Source organism: Paenibacillus sp. FSL M8-0142 (assembly GCF_038597315.1).
Lineage (GTDB): Bacteria > Bacillota > Bacilli > Paenibacillales > Paenibacillaceae > Paenibacillus_AQ > Paenibacillus_AQ lactis.
Map to the genome: position 1 here is coordinate 5,691,847 of NZ_CP152008.1, position 17,310 is coordinate 5,709,156.

Below are 17,310 nucleotides of genomic sequence, written 5' to 3' on the forward strand. Positions count from 1 at the left end.
GATCATTTTTGGTTAGATTCGATAATTTTGTTCACACGTTCTTGGGAATTGCGGATCGTCTGATCGATATCCTGATTTCCGAGAATGAGCTTCTCGTACTCCTCGTTAATCGCCTCATAGACCTCGGCTTGATACGGAGCCGGCGGAACGATGGCGGAAGCCTTGGAAGCAACCAGGGTATCGATGAGCGATTTCTTGTCGACCTTCTCCGGACTTTTCGTTCCGGCGAGAATGGTGTCGATGATTTTCTCGACCTGCTCGCTCTTGACACCCTGCCATGCCGGAATGTTCTTGCCTTGGACAACCTGACCTTCGGTCGTGTACCAGCGGACGAACTTGTAAGCCTCCTCCTTATGCTTGGACTTGGCGGCAACAGCTACGTAGTCGGTCGTTACCGGCGTAAGTCCGGTCGGATCGCCCTCCTTGTTTTTCGGGAACGGGGCGACGGCGACCTCGAACTCAAGGGGCACTTTATCGGTTCCTCCGATCTCCGTGTTCATCCAGCTGCCGATCGTGATCATGCTCGCCGATTGATTGAAGAATTGGGTCCGGTAATTCAGCTTCTGCGAAATCATGTCTGTGTACGGCACGGAGGATTGATCCTCCTTCTCCATGCGCACCCGAAGCTCCAGCGTCTCACGGAAGGTCGGGTTATCCAGATTGGAGGTGCCGTCGGCTTTCAAAAAGTCGGTGTCCTGCGGCTGGTTCGCCATTTTGAGCTTCAGAAACTCCAGCCATCCGCCGCCCTGCGGCCCGTGAAAATACGTTCCGTAACGCTTGGCAGAGCCCTCGCCTTGGGTCAGCTTTTTCGCGTAATCCGCATAGTCGTCCCAGGTCCAGTCGGTCGGAACGGCAAGTCCCGCCTCCTTAAGATGGTCCTTGTTCAACAGCACGTACCACGGATTGAATTTACCGGGAAGCGCATACACTTTTCCGTCCAGCCGAGTGTCGACCTTGTAGTCCTCCTCCAGGATGAAGCCGTCCTTGGCGATATATTCATCCAGCGGCTCCGCCATGCCAAGCGCCACCCGCTGGGCATAACCGGCCGGGTCGCTGAACATGAGGATGTCCATCTGCGCCGACGATGCCGCTTCGAGATCCAGCTTCTTGAACGCCTCCTGGGTGTCCCCCTTCTCGCTGAGCTGGACGAGCTCGATCGTCACGCCGGGCGTCTTCGCCTCATATGCCGCCAGCGTCTCCTTCCAATTGTAAGCTTCCTCCGTGCCGTACGTATACAGTCTGAGATTGATCTTGTTGCCCTCTTGCCCGCTCTCTCCCTGCGCCGTTTGCTCCTTCGCGCCGCCGCACCCGGACAGCAGCCCGAGCAGCAGCGTGCCGGCCAGCAAGCCGGCTTGCCATTTCTTATTCAACATTCGATTGCAACCTCCCATGTTTTCGATTGGATCCCGTGATGATGGGTCGTAGCTGTTGATCTATTGCAGGCCGGCCGATTCGGCTTTAGCCCTTGACGCCTCCTAAAGCAATGCCTTCAATGACGCTCTTCTGCCCGATGATGAACACGATGAGCAGCGGAAAAATCGCCGAGACCGCAGCGGCCATGATCAGGGAATAGAATTCGCCGCTTAATGACGTGAATTTCTGCATCGCCAGCGGAATGGTGAACAGCCCGTCGGTGCGCAGGAAAATCAGCGGATTCTGATAGTCGTTCCAAGTCCAGATAAACCGGAGAATGGCGTAGGTTGCAACGGCTGGCTTGACCAGCGGCAGCGCGATCGACCAGAAAATGCGCGGATGGCTGCCTCCGTCGATTTTCGCGGATTCGATAAACTCCTGGTGCACGCCCATGAAAAATTGCCGCAGCATAAACGTTCCCAGCACGCTAAAGCTGCCGAGCACGATCAGGCCGAAATGGTTATCGAACAGACCGATATTGCGGTACAAAATAAACTGCGGAATGAGGATTGCCTGACCCGGAATCATATAGGTGAAAAGTACGATCAGAAACAGCCATTTTCCTGCGGCGAACTGGATTTTCGAGAAGCCGTAGGCCGCCAGCGCCGACACCAGCGCCGAAATCGCGGTGGTCAGCAGGCTGACCTTGATCGAATTCCAGTAGTAGAGGTAGAACGGGTAATCGCCGAACCACACCTCCTTGTAATTTTCAATGGCGTTCCATTCCCTCGGGATCCATTGGATCGGGTAAACGAAGACGTCCTTTTCCACCTTGAAGGAAGTGATGAGCATCCAGACAAAAGGGAGCAGGAACAGAATGCTGACCGCGAACATGACCGCCGTCACGAACGCCTTGCGCCAGTCGGCCCGAAGTAACGTGTGCATGGTTTCCTCCTCCTCTCTAGTAGTTGACCCATTTCTTCTGGGCCGCCCACTGCCCGAGCGTGATCAGCATGACGAAGCCGAACAGCACGGCCGCAATGGACGATGCATACCCAACCTTCAAATTCACAAACGCCGTGTCGTACAAATACCAGACCATCATCGTCGTCGATCCGATCGGCCCGCCCTGGGTCATGACAGCGATAATGTCGAACACCTTGAAGGTCGAGATGATTCCCGTTACCAGCAGGAAAAAGGATGTCGGCGACAACAGCGGCAGCGTAATCCGCCTGAATTTGGTCCATCCATTCGCCCCGTCAATCTCGGCAGCCTCGTACAGGTCCTTCGGTATGGATTGCAGGCCGGCGATGTAGATAATCAGATTGAACCCGATCGAGATCCACACCGAGATCATCATGATCGAGACGAGCGCATAGTTCGGATCGGCGATCCATTTGGGCGGGCTCGCGATGCCGATACTTCGCAGCACCTCGTTAATCGGACCGTAGGAAGGCTGGAACAGCACCTGCCACACGACCGCAACCGCGACGATGTTCGAAATGTAGGGCATGAAGTAAGCGACCTTGAAGTATCCCTTCATGTACACATGCCGGTCGATCAGGATCGCAAGCGCCATGGAGATGATCATGTAGATCGGGACCGTCAGCAGAAAGATCATGTTGTTTCGGATGGACTTTAAGAAGATATCATCCTCGAGCAGACTGCGGAACTTCTGCAGTCCGACCCACCGGATGCCGTCCCAGCCCTGCACGAAATTCCAATCGGCAAAGCCGAGCACCAGCGTTGCGATAATCGGGAACAGGACCAGAATCATGACGCCGATCAGCATCGGACTGATAAAAACCATTCCCCATAGCTGCTCTCCCCGCCGGAGACTCCTTCCGAAGCCCCTGCGCCTGTTGGTGCCGGCCCTGTTGGTGCCGGCCTCGTGCAGGCCCAGAGGAGGCGAGCTTTTCATTGTGCGTGCCATGTCTGACCACCTCGATTGTTTCGGATGGTTTCAGTATAAAAAAAATACCGTCAACGCATTGACGGTATTTTGATCAGATTCCCTTTAATTTTTACCTTTGCTCCCCTTACAGGAACTTCTCTTTAAACCATGAGGACGCCATGCCGACCTCGGACCGGCTCAGCTGATGGCCGCCGTTCTCCCAGTGCAGCTTCACGTCGGCGCCCGCTCCGCTCAGGAGCTCATTCAGATCCTCCGTCTCCTGCGGAGGACAGATCGGATCGCGCCGTCCTGCCGCAATGAACACCGGCACGCCGCTCAAATCCGGCAGCGTCTTATCGCGAAGCGGAACCATCGGGTGATGGAGAATAGCCCCTTGCAGTGCATCCCCCCGGTGGAAGAGCAGGCTGGCCGCGATATTCGCGCCATTGGAATAACCGATGGCCACGATCCGGCTGCGGTCGAATTCATACTTCTCCGCCGCCCAGTCCAGAAACGCATGCAGCTCCTGGGTCCGTTTTACGAGATCCTCCACGTCAAAAACGCCTTCGGCCAGACGCCGGAAAAATCTCGGCATCCCGTTCTCCAGCACATTCCCGCGGACGCCCAGCACGTTCGACGCCGGCGACACCATCTCGGCCAGCGGCAGCAAATCCTCCTCGTTTCCCCCGGTACCGTGCAGCAGCAGCAGGGTCGGCGCCTCGGCGGACGTGCCCTTCCGATAAATATGTTGATGCTCCATATGACAAATCTCCTTTCGGTCCATTCAGCTTATTTTCATAGAATACCCATAAAGCATTTACTGATTATCTTTAATTTAAGATTCTTTAATTACATCATACCATGGATTTCATGAATTACAAGTGCGAAATGGACTCGAGGAAGGTCAGGCTCTTATTGCATCCGGTACCGTACGCTGATTATCGTTCTTGAGGCTTCACAGGCCTCCTTGATTCAATGGCTGCGATTCTTCTCTCCCCACTCGCATAATCCTTCCAATACCGGTAATAGCGTTTCCGCCTTAGCAGTAAGACTGTACTCGACTTTAGGGGGAACCTGAGGATACTCCTTCCGGTTCACCAAACCGTCCGCTTCCAGTTCCTTTAGCTGGGAGCTCAATGTTTTATAAGTAATCGCTCCTATTTGCCTTCTCAGATCATTGAACCGGACCGGTTGGTTTTCTGCCAAAAGGTAAATAATAACCATTTTCCATTTGCCGCCAATCACCGACAAGGTGTAACCAAATGGCGTGTCTTGAATATGCTTCACCTTGCCCTTATATTCAGCCATGCTCATCTTCACACTATCCTTTCAGGTAGTACCTATCAAATTTGTGCGTACTACATTTTTATTTGTGCTCATTTTATACTTGCCTTACTTTGAAGTAAAGGAGATAAAAACATGACTCAAAAAACCATTCGTCTGTTAATGCCGCAATGGCAAGGAGGCAATAACCCTAACTACTCTTTTGGAGCAGAGCTGCTTGCCTGGCTGGCTCCCGACAATGACCAGCCCCTTATTCATGTGCCTGTTCAAGCATATGATGGAACTCCGCTTGAGAAGGAGAACGGCATGCATGGAAGAACCCAGCTGCTCGAACAATTAAAATCCGCACAGCATCTCATTGATGCTCATAAACCGGATCGCATTGTCATGTTTGGCGGCGACTGTTTAGTGGAACAAGCCCCGTTTGCCTATTTAAACGAACGATATGGCGGCGAATTAGGTTTAATTTGGATCGATGCTCACTCTGATTTGGTTAATTACGTCGGGTACGATAACGGACATGCGCTGCCGCTCGGAAATCTTTTGGGAGAAGGAGATAAGGATTTCGCACAACATGTAAAAGTCCCGCTAAAGCCTGATCATGTCTTTATCGCCGGATTAGCGGCGCCTACAGAGCAAGAAGCGGAAGTGATTTCAGAGGCATTTCAAAGACTGGGAATAACTACTGCAGAAGCAGATACAGAGGTCATCCAAAGATTAGGTATTCGAACGGCCAGTTCTGAAGAGTTAGCGAACAGTACGGAACCGATCAAAAAATGGATCAAAGAACACAGCATTAAGCACCTGGCGATTCATCTTGACCTAGACGTGCTTGATCCAAAAGCATTTCGTTCTCTATTATTCGCAAATCCTGAAGATCCCTTTGATCTGTCTCCTGCCGGAACCATGCAACTGCCTCAACTGCTTAAACTATTGAAAGAGCTTTCTGAGGAAACGGATGTCGTAGGACTAGGTATAACGGAGCATATGCCGTGGGACGCCATATATTTGAAAAATTTGCTTGGAGAAATACCTATTTTAAACAAGTGAACAAGCACATGCTCCATTACGGATCCATACGGGCTTCCAGTCCCTGAACGGCACCCTGCATAACTTAAAAAGGAAAAGAGGCCTTCCGAAATGGAAGGCCTCCCTTGTTGTATTCTCTATATGATTCCGTACGTGTTCCCCCGTAACAGAGACCATTATACCAGAAGATTAGAACTATGTCAGCGAGTGACTTGTCATTTCTCACAATTTTTTTACGATTTTATTAGTTAATCTTCCAGATTGATGGATGGAATAGCATATTTTTTCAGGATTATGCAAAATTTGATTCCAGCCGCTCCCGGGTACGATATATAGACGAATTAAACCGTTTCGCTCAATATATCGCTGATTGAAGTTGCTCTTTGGATTTTTGCAGCATAATCCCCATTTAGAAAAATTGCAATCGTTTTGTTAAAGCCCCTTGCGGTACGGCGAATGCCTGCGCCCGCTTGAAGTTGTTCGGGGCACCCCGAACGATGGTCAGCGCCTTGTAATATTCAATAAACGGAAAGCCGTAGGTTTCTCCGCGCGCATAGGCATATACATTCATGGCCTTGACCCATGTCTCGTAGGCTTCATCCGGAATATCAATAAACACCTCGGGATGAAAATCGTACGGATCCTCCCAGTTGTCGGCGTAGTACAAATGCTGCGCATAATGCGAAGGCAGCTCGCGCTCGATCGTCTTCAGGCCGGCATAAAAGCGGGCGTCCTCCACAATGTAATGCGTATTGGAATGATCTTTATGAATGCTCCCTTTCCAATGGGTAATGATGATATCCGGCTTCACTTCCCGGATGACGTCGGCAACCTGGTACTTGACCTCCTCGTTGAGCGGAAGCTCTGCGTCCTTATAGGCAAGAAACCGGACATCGGCCCCGACGATATCAGCGAATTGGTGCGCCTCCTCTATCTTCTGCTTTGCATAATCTTCGGGGGTCATACGGGGATGCCCCTTTTCTCCAGGTGTCAGATGCAAAAATGTCGCTTTATGTCCTGCCTGCGTATATTTAGCAATAACCGCGCCTGCTGTCAGATCCATATCTCCCGCATGACCGCCGATCGCCAGAATGTGTTGCTGCTTCGCTTCCGTCATCATAAGTCCTCCCCTTATCGTTCGCGTACGATCTATTGCAATGACTTGCTCATAATGTCAAACCGGCGTGTGATCTGAAAGCCCGCTCTCCGATACAGATGCCCTGCCGGGCTTTGCTCGCCGGTCCACAAAAACCAGGCGCCGTGGAGTCCCTGCGCCCGCATTAGGGCCAGGCAGTCGTACAGCAGAATTTTTCCAAGCCCCTTGCCTTGCATGGAAGGATCGACGCCAAACGGGCCGAAGCGCTCGGCAACCCCTTCGTACCCGCCATGGAGGCAAAAACCGACCAGCTTCCCCCGGTCCCTCGCAATCAGAATCTGATCCAGCTTCAAGCGCTGAAGCAGTCCTTCGCGGATCGCCCGGCCCCAATCGGGATTAAATACGTCCGTGGCAAAAGAAATCAGCTCCACCAGATCACTGTCGGAAGCCGCTCCAAACGTAAAGCCCTCGTTCTCGCGCTGCCGCTTCAGCTCCGCTACGTCCGGCGGTACGCGGAAATCGATGAGCGAGCGGTTCATTGCAGCCGCCGTGTAGTTTCTTGTGAACCCCGCGGCCTGCAGGAAGGCAAGTCCCTCGGGGTAGCTTTCACCGTCGATCCCCGGAACGATATAATTCGGCGCGTACGAGGAGAAGAACACCTTGCTGCGCCCATGACTGCGAAGAAACGCTTCCGCCTCCTCCAGCAGCCGCTTCGCAATGCCCTGCCTGCGCGACGAAGACGCGGTTCCGAAGAACGTGATCCATCCGTGTGCGGGTTCTAGCTCCGTGCCGATCATCGGCAGCCTTCTCCGCACGGCATACAGCGCACCGGTAATGGTTCCCTCCTCCTCAGCGACCCGCAGCCCCTCCGGATCAAAATTCGGATCGAGCAGGACCAGATTGCGGAACCGCAGCCGGGTAACCGGATCTCCCGTTAAGCAGGCATTCCACAGCGCTATAATCCCTTCCTCGTCTCCAGGCCGGTATGACCGATAAATGATGCCGCTCACCATGCACCGCCTCCATCCCTTAGGTATCAACTTATGAACACTTCATTGCCCAATAAGCAAGTATTTGCAGCACAGCGTAATGATTCAGTAACTGACTGCCCCTGACGAATGCCGACCTAAGCACAATCCCGCTTGGTGTATTCGTTGAGCCAGCATACGAGGCTAATTCGGATCGCGAACTGCGCCGGTGATGGCGTTATGCACTTGGACCCGCAGCTCTTTGACGCTGCTGCTCCGTCCGCCGTACACCCGGTTGGTCAGCAGCACGACGGCAAGATCATACGCGGGGTCGATCCACAGGCTTGTACCGGTGAAGCCGGTATGGCCATAGGCGCGTTCGCTCATCCAATCGCCGGAGGCATCCATGCGGTCTCCCTTGAGGACCCAGCCAAGTCCGCGGTTCGCACCCGGAATCGCTGCCGTATGCGGCTTGATTGCCGTTCGCGCCGCAGCAAGTGACAGGATGCGTGCAGGCGACGATGCTCTTGCGGCAGGCGACTGGATGCGTGCCGATGACGATGCTCCTGCGGCAGGAGACAGGCTGTGCGCCGGTGACGATGCTTCTGCGGCAAGTGACAGGCTGTGCGCCGGTGACGATGCTCCTGCGGCAAGTGACAGGCTGTGCGCCGGTGACGATGCTTCTGCGGCAAGTGACAGGCTGTGCGCCGGTGACGATGCTTCTGCAGCTACCGCTGTTCCGGTCTCGGTATTGGATGCTGCCCCCGCATCGGCTTCGATATCCGTGAGAACAGCTGCACCTTCATCAGTCTGGCCACTAGGTGCAGGAACCGCCCCCTCAAGCAGCCACATATGGGCATATCGCAGCAAATCCCCCGCCGTCGCGAATAGTCCGGCATGACCACATACGCCGCCGAGCGCTCTCGCCTTCTCATCATGCACCACACCGCATAAATGGCCCTGGAATTCCTCGTCATACTCGGTCGCCGCGTACCGGCCGAGCTGCTCCAGGGATGGCGTTAAGGTGGAATCAAGCATGCCGAGCGGTTCAAATACCCGCTGTCTTACCGCCTGGTCCAGCGGCATCTGCAGCAGCTCCTCGGCGATGCGGCCGAGCGTCAGGTATCCCAAATCACTGTATACTACGTTCATGCCCGTTTCGCTTGAGAGCGGGAAAGTCAGCACCGCGTCCCACATCTGCTCCCGGCTCCAGCCGTGGGAATGAAGATTCATATCCGCCGCAAGGCCCGAGGTATGCGTCAGCAGCTCGCCTACCGTAATCGCCATCTTACCGGAGGCTCCGAATGCCGGAACAATATCAGCCGCTTTCGTGCTAAGCGTAATCCTTCCCTCATCCACCAGCTGGAGAATCAGCGGAAGCGTGACCGCAACCTTCGTGATGGAGGCGCAGTCATATAACGTGTCCTTGTGGACAGCTGCTGGCTCGCCTTGCTTCGGATCCGGATCGGCAAACCCAGCCGCATAAAACCACGTCTCTCCGCGATGCAGCACGCCCAGTACAGCGCCGGGCATAATTCCTGCATCAATGGCCCGGTTTACGGCCGCGCAAGCGGCCTGAAGACCGTTCATGTCCAGCCCCAAACGTTCCGCGCCCTCGTTTCGATTCACAACGCAACCACTCCTTTCCGTCAATATGCTCTTTTTTTTTGAACCATGCTCCCGACCTTTGTAAATTCAGCCCGCACTCTCACCATTGTAAACGCTTTACAAATCCATTATATGACTTGTGAAATTTTGTATCAACAAAATATATACAATATAAAATTTTATTTCGTGGCAATCATCGATTTTCATAAAAATGATATTTTTTTCATCAGAAAGGTTTGTTATATATTGACAGTTGAATTCGCTTTCATTAAAATATGGGTGAATATAACGCTCGCACAAAATAAGGGCCATGCATTCCTTAACCGTACACCCGGTATGGAACAACCCCGGTATCTCAATTCGAGAAGCCGGGGTTTTTTGTCGCCGGATTTCATAAGGAGGTGATGCAATTAACTGCGGACAAGCCTTACCACTTCTAACGATTACATAGGAGGTAGAGTATGAAGAAATTGATGAAAATGACAGCCGCGCTGTCCCTCGCGTTATCCCTGACGCTGGGAATGTTTACCCCTGCCCATGCAGCGCCGGATACCTCGGTATCCAATAAGCAGAACTTTAGCACCGACGTCATCTATCAAATTTTTACTGACCGGTTCTCGGACGGCAATCCAGCGAACAATCCGACCGGCGCGGCGTTTGACGGGACCTGCACGAATCTCCGATTGTACTGCGGAGGCGACTGGCAGGGGATCATCAACAAAATCAATGACGGCTACCTGACCGGAATGGGCGTTACGGCCATCTGGATTTCCCAACCGGTTGAGAATATTTACAGCGTCATCAATTATTCCGGCGTCAACAATACGGCCTATCATGGCTACTGGGCGCGGGACTTCAAGAAGACGAATCCGGCATACGGCACGATTGCTGATTTCAAAAACCTGATTGCCGCTGCACATGCCAAGAACATTAAAGTGATTATCGACTTCGCTCCGAACCATACGTCTCCGGCCTCTTCCGATCAGCCATCCTTCGCGGAGAACGGGAAGCTGTACAATAACGGCACGCTGCTTGGGGGATACACGAACGATACCCAAAATCTGTTCCACCATAACGGCGGCACCGATTTTTCCACGACCGAGAACGGGATTTACAAAAATCTTTACGATCTCGCCGACCTGAACCATAACAACAGCACCGTAGACGTCTATTTGAAGGATGCCATCAAAATGTGGCTGGATCTCGGCATCGACGGCATCCGCATGGATGCGGTCAAGCATATGCCGTTCGGCTGGCAGAAGAGCTTTATGGCCACCGTCAACAACTACAAGCCGGTCTTCACCTTCGGCGAGTGGTTCCTCGGCGTCAACGAAGTCAGCCCGGAAAATCACAAGTTCGCCAACGAATCCGGCATGAGCCTGCTGGATTTCCGGTTTGCTCAAAAGGTTCGCCAGGTGTTCCGGGATAACACCGACAATATGTACGGCTTGAAATCGATGCTGGAGGGCTCCGCAGCCGATTATGCCCAGGTGGATGATCAAGTGACGTTCATCGATAACCATGACATGGAGCGGTTCCACAGCAGCAATGCAAACCGCCGGAAGCTGGAGCAGGCGCTGGCATTTACCCTGACCTCCCGCGGCGTCCCTGCCATCTATTACGGCACCGAGCAGTATATGTCAGGCGGGAACGACCCGGACAACCGGGCACGGATCCCTTCCTTCTCTACGACAACCACCGCCTATCAGGTGATCCAAAAGCTTGCTCCGCTGCGCAAATCCAATCCGGCTATCGCCTACGGATCGACGCAGGAGCGCTGGATTAACAATGACGTGCTGATTTATGAGCGCAAATTCGGCAATAATGTTGCGGTCATTGCCATCAACCGCAATCTGAGCACGCCGGCTTCCATCTCCGGCCTGGTCACTTCCCTGCCGCAGGGCAGCTACACCGATGTGCTGGGCGGCCTTCTGAACGGCAACACCTTAACCGTGGGCTCCGGCGGAGCCGCTTCGAACTTCACGCTCGCCGCCGGCGGTACAGCCGTATGGCAATATACAACGGCCACGACGACCCCAACCATCGGGCATGTCGGTCCGATGATGGCCAAGCCGGGCGCATTGATCACCATCGACGGACGCGGCTTCGGTACCAGCAAAGGCACCGTCTACTTCGGGACGACGCCGGTAACCGGCGCGAACATCACGTCCTGGGAAGATACGCAGATTCAAGTAAAAATCCCTGCGGTTGCAGGCGGCATCTACAATATTAAAATCGCGAACGCCGCCGGAGTGTCGAGCAATGTCTACGACAATTTCGAAGTGCTGTCCGGCGATCAGGTTAGCGTCCGCTTTGTCGTTAACAATGCGACAACCTCCCTGGGGCAAAATGTGTTCCTGACAGGCAATGTCAGCGAGCTGGGCAACTGGGATCCGGCCAAAGCGATCGGCCCGATGTACAATCAGGTCGTTTACCAGTACCCGAACTGGTACTACGATGTCAGTGTTCCGGCAGGAAAGACCATTGAATTCAAGTTCCTGAAAAAATCAGGCTCCACCGTCACTTGGGAAGGCGGAAGCAACCATACCTTTACCGCACCAACCAGCGGCACGGCAACCATTAATGTGAATTGGCAGCCGTAAGGGAGATTGAATTATACAAAATGAAGCAACAGCAAGCGGCTCTGGAGATTCTCCGGAGCCGCTTTGCTTTATATGTTTTCCTTGTGCCTATCGAACGGCATCAGCTTCCTCTGATTGAATGTTTTGGAATACCGAATCTACCATAGCTTTCTTCAAACCTTTATTTTCTCTCTGTACACGCTTGGGGGCCCTGAGTCCATCCGTCCGTTATTCCATCCACATGGGTTGAGCATGTTGAGAACTGACCGACTTGCTCCATGGATTGCACGCAAGAACTGGCCTCCTTAAGCAATCCAACGTAGCAATCATCTTCTTCGAATCATCAAGAAGATAAACATCAGTAATTTATGCTCATACCAAAACAAGCTCCGCGGGATAATCGCAGAGCTTGTTTTGGTCATTACACTTCCCCTCCTGAGTTGACGGGAGGAGGCTTCAACGGAGCAGGCGGAATCATGCTGGAGAAACAAAGTGGTCCCCTTTATCCCCGGATTTCTACATTAAATAATCAATTCATAAAGAAATCCGGGGATAACAGGGATCGGAAGCAGAATCCGCATGCAGAGTGCTGCCTGAACCGTAAATGCTCCCCAGCTTAACCTTTGCTCGCGCCTGCCGTCATGCCGTCAACCAGCAAACGCTGCAGGAAGATAAACAGGATCGTAATCGGCAATGCAATCAGAACCGAAGCCGCCGCGAACAGCGTAAAGTTACTGTCCTGGGTGGAGTTGACCAGGTCCCATAGACCGACAGCCAGCGTCCAGTTCTCTTTCGTCCGCAGTACGAGACGAGCAAAGATGAAGTCTACCCATGGTCCGACGAATAGCGTCAAGCTCATGTACGTAATCATCGGCTTCGACAGCGGCAGAATGATTTTGCGGAAAATCTGGAAGTTGGTCGCACCGTCGATTTTGGCCGCCTCATCCAAGCTGCGCGGAATCGTATCGAGGAAGCCCTTCATGATAAGCGTTCCTCCCAGCGGCGCCCCGGCCGCATACACGATAATCATCGCCGCATGCGTATTCAGCAGGTTCAAGGAGTTGAGCAGGATGTAGATTGCAATCATACTCATGAAGCCCGGGAACATGCCTAGCACGAGAATCGTGGACAGCGCGTTCTTACGGCCTTTGAACCGGAAACGGGAAACCGCATAACTCGTAAGCAGTACGAGGATCGTACCGATCACCATCGAGAAGAGTGCGATTTTGAGCGTATTCATATACCAGGTTTCGAACAGGAAGCTCTGGGACGTGAACAGCTCTTTGTAATGATCCAGCGTAAATCTTTCAGGAATCAGGGACTTGCTATAGAGCGACTTTCCGGGACGGAAAGAGGACAGAACAATCCAGAGCGCCGGGTAAATACAGCAGATCGCGATAATAACCAGCAAAATGTAGCTAGCCGTTAACCGGATCGCGTTTCTCATTTTAATTCCCATTATTGGATCATATCCTCCTCTTTAAATGATCTGGTTCGGCGATAGTTGTAAATCGAGAAGGTCGCGATAATCAGGAAGATAATGATCCCGATCGCCGACGCCATATTATATCGCTGCTGATCCAGTGTCAGCTTGTAGAGCCAGGTTACCAAGAGGTCCGTTGCTCCCGCATATTGATAGTCGCCCACCACCGGGTTCCCGTTGGTGAGGAGGAAAATCAGGTTGAAGTTGTTGATATTACCGGCGAACTGCGTAATGAGCACCGGTGCCGTCGAGAACAGAATCATCGGCAGCGTGATAATTTTGAATTTCTGGAAGCCGGATGCCCCGTCAACGTCTGCCGCCTCGTACAGGTCCTTCGGAATCGTTGTCAGCACGCTCATAACCAGCAGCATGGATACCGGAATGCCGACCCACATGTTAACGATGATGACGGTTACCTTCGCCCAGAACGGATCGGTCAGCCATGGAAGGCCGTCCATACCGAAATATCTTAAATACTGGTTAATCGGTCCGAATTGGCCGTTGAACATGTTGCGCATCACGAGCAAGGAGATCAGCTGCGGAATCGCATACGGAATGATCAGGATGACGCGCCACAGGCCTTTGAAGCGAATGCCTTTTTGCTGAATAAGCAGCGCTACCAGCACCCCGCCGAAATACGTGGTCACCGTGGCAAGCACCGCCCAAATGATCGTCCAGGTCAGTACTCCGAAGAAGGTGTGGCTCCACGTTTTTAAGGCAACGAGATTCGTAAAGGTTTTAAAGCCTACCCAGTCTACCAGATTGGCAGGCGGCAGATTGTTCGGTGCGGAATAGTTCGTGAATGCCAGCAAAATCATGAATATGATCGGCATGATCGTAAAGAACATGATACCGATAGCCGGCAAGGTCAGAAACGACTGCGCAAATTTGATTTCAAAAATATAGTTAAGGGTTTGTTTAAAGTTATTGGGTGCGATCCCCATGTCCCTTTGTTTTCCAGCGTTATATGCGTTCTTGATATTGGCATAGTATCCAACAAGGAATACGGCCAGCATCATGACTGTAATTAGACCTTCAATCAACAGATTGATGGAGTGGTCGCCTGCTACCATTTGGGTTAATCCGTTAACCTTCGCTAAATGGCTTCCCTGGTCCCCCAGCGTTGCCATGCCCCAGATTGCGTCTCCGAGGTTATTGATAAAGTAATACAAGCTGAATACGCCTACGATAAGCAAAAGAATGCCTTTAATCCATTGACGATTGTAAAGCTGACCCAGACCCATGCATATAGCTGACAGTACAGCCGCTATCGTACGATGTTGACGCATGCTCCCTCCAATCTCCTCTACCGTATAATCGAGGAATCACCCGCCGACCATCGGCGGGTGAACTTCTTCATCTTTTTCGTGTTATGAAGCTGTATGTCCCTTACTCGCCGCCTCCGCCGCTGTTCAGGTCCTTAACTTGGTTTACGGCTTTATCAAGCGTTTCTTTAATGTCTTTATCGTTATCCCAAATTTCAGACAGGGCAGCGCCTACAGGAGACCATACGTTAGCCATTTCCGGTACGGAAGGCATTGGCTGGGAAGACTTGAACTGCTCCGTGAATGCCGATACGTACTCGTCATTCTTGATTTGGTCATCTTCTTGCGCTTCGATGTTCGTTGGAACCGAGCCTACCAGGGCGCTCAGTTTCAGCTGAGCTTCTTTCGTCGTTGCAAAATCAGCGAACAATCTTGCAGCTTGCGGATATTTCGTGAACGAGCTTACATACCAAGCTTTGATACCGGAGAACGATACGGCAGGCTGTCCGCCGATGGCCGGGATTGGAGCTACGCCGAGCTTGTCGCCGAGCGCTTCTTTATATCCGCCAAGCTCCCATGGTCCGTTGATATCCATTGCCAGATCGCCGGAAGTGAACAATCCGCGCTTGATATCAGGCGTGATGTCGCCGGATTTAACCGGAAGGATTTCTTTCAGGCTAGCATAGACTTCCATACTCTTTATGGCACCCTCGTTGTTCAGACCGATGTCATTGACGTCCGTGCCACCGCTTCCAAAGATGTAACCGCCGTTGGAAGCCAGGAATGGATAAGCAAAGTACAAGTTACCGGTTTCAAACATGAAGCCGTATTTATTCTTGTTCTTGTCTGTGAAGGTTTTGCTGAACTCGATGACTTCTTCCATCGTTGTAGGAACTTCCTTCACCAGATCCTTGTTATAGTACATCAGGTAAGTTTCAGCCGCACGCGGGTATCCGTACAGCACGCCGTCGTAGCTGACACCTTGGATCGCTGCTTCCGTGTTGCTGCTCTTTGTTTTTTCCTCGAATACGTCGTTTGGCAGAACCAGGTTCGTCGTAACGGCTTTACCCAGGTTGTCGTGCGGGAACAATACGATGTCCGCAGCCAGTCCGGATGGTCCGTCCTGCGCAAGCTTGGTTACTTGGTCGGTTGGGGACAATTCTTCGATCGTAACTTCTACGCCGTACTTCTCGGTAAATTCCTTGGCAATCTCATCCGTATAGGCTCTTTCGTCACGGCTCTCCCATACGATCAGCTTCGCGCCTTCTTCGGGCTTCAGTTCTACGGTTTCTGTATTTTCAGCCGGCGTCTCTGTCGCAGGCGGGTTCTCTGCAGGCGCTTCCGCAGCCGGAGTACCCGAGTTTCCTCCGCATGCCGTAATGGAGAATGCCAGCGTGAAGGTTGCAGCCAGCGTCAGAATTTTCTTCATCTTCATTCCATGATTACCCCTCTCAATAATGATCAGAAATGTTGGAAATCTGCGCAAACGATTTCAGAAAATTTTCAGCCTCTCTTTTTCTATGTAACGTTTGGCGAGAAACCAAGGAAAAATTCCGGTGAGAAAGCGCTTCATCCACTGTAGACATCATACAACATTTCGGATTGATTGCAAAAACGTTTGCACAGATCGTTTATCCCCGATTTTCGGCCAAAATCCTATATTATCTCGCTTATTCACCCTATATCGTAGGTTATCGTAAAAATATGTGCGCAAGATCCTGTGCAATTCAGTCATTTTGCTCTCCAAATCGGACAGGTTCGCCCGGAAAATGCTTCATTGCTGCACAAACGTTTGCACATAAAGTTCTGCGTGCTCTTTTACTGATAGAATCAACCCTAAACACCATAGATGCTGGCCTTTCACTCACTGCCTGCATGCTGTCGATAGGACAGCGAATTGCCGATGCAATTGCGAGGTCCTGAAACAACTAACCCGGGTGCGGGTGCACTCGGGTTTCGGAAGCTTTTTATACTAATCAAAAACTAAAAGCAGGAATGGGACAAGGCTACAACCAATCTCTTTTTTCAACAACCCGCTTCCCAGATAACAGATACACGATACCTGTTAATAACACAATAGTCCATAAGCTATAAAGCTCAACTCTTGGCGCGTAAATCGCATCTTGCGGCATCATGACATAGTAGGGGATGGTGAACGGAAGCCAGGCCCCTATTGCAGAATGAAAACCGGTCAGCACGATATTCGGTACGACATAACCTAATGACATGGCCAGCGCAGCTCCAAAATTGCGAACCCTGATTGCGACCATAAGCTGTAATGCAGCGAGCGGGAACACGCTGATCCATCCTCCGATGCCCGAATACAGCAAGGTATCCCACGGAGGCTCTCCCGGGGCTTTAACAAAATAACCCGCTGCAAAATAACCGAGCATAAATACAATTTGCACCATACCAAGAATTCCGAGCAACAACATAAATTTCGCCATAAAAATCTTGCCCCGAGGGACCGGCAAACTCATCGTTATCTTCCAGCCTCCATCCCTATGCTCGTAAACGCACAATAAGGAGGCCACAATCCCGCTATACAAAGGATAGAAAAACATAGAGTGCAAATTGACGCTGTGTATATAGAGCGTGGACCAGCTTGGCGAAAAAAAATCTTTCAGGCTTTGAAGCTGCATCGCCCCCATCGCGGAGTTGATCAGCGTATCCAAGACGATGAGCAACCCTATGACCCTCCATTGGAGCTTCATTCCTTCGGTTCGTATCAGCATTCTCATGATCCGG

General features: G+C 52.0%; 14 protein-coding genes. 2 read left to right on the forward strand and 12 right to left on the reverse strand.

Annotation, left to right across the window (positions count from 1 at the left end; translation table 11 throughout):
• Positions 1-2: 2 nt before the first annotated feature.
• The 5 genes from NSQ46_RS25870 to NSQ46_RS25890 form a co-directional block, all read right to left on the reverse strand.
• A complete protein-coding gene (locus NSQ46_RS25870) occupies positions 3-1,373 on the reverse strand; it encodes a sugar ABC transporter substrate-binding protein (RefSeq protein WP_342575274.1) in 1,371 nt (456 codons plus the stop codon).
• 85 nt (positions 1,374-1,458) lie between these two features.
• Positions 1,459-2,298, reverse strand: coding sequence for a carbohydrate ABC transporter permease (locus tag NSQ46_RS25875; RefSeq protein ID WP_007132705.1), 840 nt, complete (start codon positions 2,296-2,298; stop codon positions 1,459-1,461).
• Positions 2,299-2,314: 16 nt separating this feature from the next.
• A complete protein-coding gene (locus NSQ46_RS25880; RefSeq protein ID WP_342575277.1) occupies positions 2,315-3,286 on the reverse strand; it encodes a sugar ABC transporter permease in 972 nt (323 codons plus the stop codon).
• A 106-nt stretch (positions 3,287-3,392) separates the two neighbouring features.
• The gene (locus NSQ46_RS25885; RefSeq protein ID WP_341341479.1) at positions 3,393-4,007 is read right to left on the reverse strand and encodes an alpha/beta hydrolase; all 615 of its coding nucleotides are present in this window, start codon (positions 4,005-4,007) and stop codon (positions 3,393-3,395) included.
• A 212-nt stretch (positions 4,008-4,219) separates the two neighbouring features.
• Positions 4,220-4,561 carry a helix-turn-helix domain-containing protein gene (locus tag NSQ46_RS25890; RefSeq protein ID WP_341341478.1) on the reverse strand — a complete coding sequence of 114 codons (342 nt, stop codon included), beginning with the start codon at positions 4,559-4,561 and terminating at the stop codon, positions 4,220-4,222.
• Positions 4,562-4,666: 105 nt separating this feature from the next.
• On the opposite strand from NSQ46_RS25890, the gene NSQ46_RS25895 reads away from it, so the two are divergent.
• Positions 4,667-5,581, forward strand: a complete 915-nt coding sequence (locus NSQ46_RS25895; RefSeq protein WP_342575278.1) for an arginase family protein — start codon at positions 4,667-4,669, stop codon at positions 5,579-5,581.
• Positions 5,582-5,969: 388 nt separating this feature from the next.
• Here NSQ46_RS25895 and NSQ46_RS25900 read toward each other — a convergent pair whose 3' ends face one another.
• The 3 genes from NSQ46_RS25900 to NSQ46_RS25910 all read right to left on the reverse strand — a co-directional run bounded on the left by NSQ46_RS25900 (position 5,970) and on the right by NSQ46_RS25910 (position 9,253).
• Positions 5,970-6,680 carry a PIG-L family deacetylase gene (locus tag NSQ46_RS25900; RefSeq protein ID WP_244152791.1) on the reverse strand — a complete coding sequence of 237 codons (711 nt, stop codon included), beginning with the start codon at positions 6,678-6,680 and terminating at the stop codon, positions 5,970-5,972.
• 29 nt (positions 6,681-6,709) lie between these two features.
• Complete coding sequence (locus NSQ46_RS25905) at positions 6,710-7,669, reverse strand: GNAT family N-acetyltransferase (RefSeq protein ID WP_342575280.1); 960 nt, start codon at positions 7,667-7,669, stop codon at positions 6,710-6,712.
• Between the two features lie 159 nt (positions 7,670-7,828).
• Complete coding sequence (locus NSQ46_RS25910) at positions 7,829-9,253, reverse strand: serine hydrolase domain-containing protein (RefSeq protein WP_342575282.1); 1,425 nt, start codon at positions 9,251-9,253, stop codon at positions 7,829-7,831.
• Positions 9,254-9,693: 440 nt separating this feature from the next.
• Here NSQ46_RS25910 and NSQ46_RS25915 point away from each other — a divergent pair, with 440 nt between their 5' ends.
• Positions 9,694-11,835, forward strand: a complete 2,142-nt coding sequence (locus tag NSQ46_RS25915) for an alpha-amylase family glycosyl hydrolase (protein WP_007132713.1) — start codon at positions 9,694-9,696, stop codon at positions 11,833-11,835.
• 595 nt (positions 11,836-12,430) lie between these two features.
• Here the strand turns inward: NSQ46_RS25915 and NSQ46_RS25920 are convergent.
• The 4 genes from NSQ46_RS25920 to NSQ46_RS25935 all read right to left on the reverse strand — a co-directional run bounded on the left by NSQ46_RS25920 (position 12,431) and on the right by NSQ46_RS25935 (position 17,303).
• Positions 12,431-13,273, reverse strand: a complete 843-nt coding sequence (locus tag NSQ46_RS25920) for a sugar ABC transporter permease (protein WP_007132715.1) — start codon at positions 13,271-13,273, stop codon at positions 12,431-12,433.
• Complete coding sequence (locus tag NSQ46_RS25925; protein ID WP_007132716.1) at positions 13,273-14,586, reverse strand: sugar ABC transporter permease; 1,314 nt, start codon at positions 14,584-14,586, stop codon at positions 13,273-13,275. Before NSQ46_RS25925 ends, NSQ46_RS25920 begins: the two co-directional genes overlap by 1 nt.
• A gap of 100 nt (positions 14,587-14,686) precedes the next feature.
• Entirely contained in the window at positions 14,687-15,997 is a 1,311-nt protein-coding gene (locus tag NSQ46_RS25930; protein WP_007132717.1) for a maltose ABC transporter substrate-binding protein, read from the reverse strand.
• A 571-nt stretch (positions 15,998-16,568) separates the two neighbouring features.
• The gene (locus tag NSQ46_RS25935; RefSeq protein WP_007132718.1) at positions 16,569-17,303 is read right to left on the reverse strand and encodes an ABC transporter permease; all 735 of its coding nucleotides are present in this window, start codon (positions 17,301-17,303) and stop codon (positions 16,569-16,571) included.
• Between the last annotated feature and the right edge of the window lie 7 nt (positions 17,304-17,310).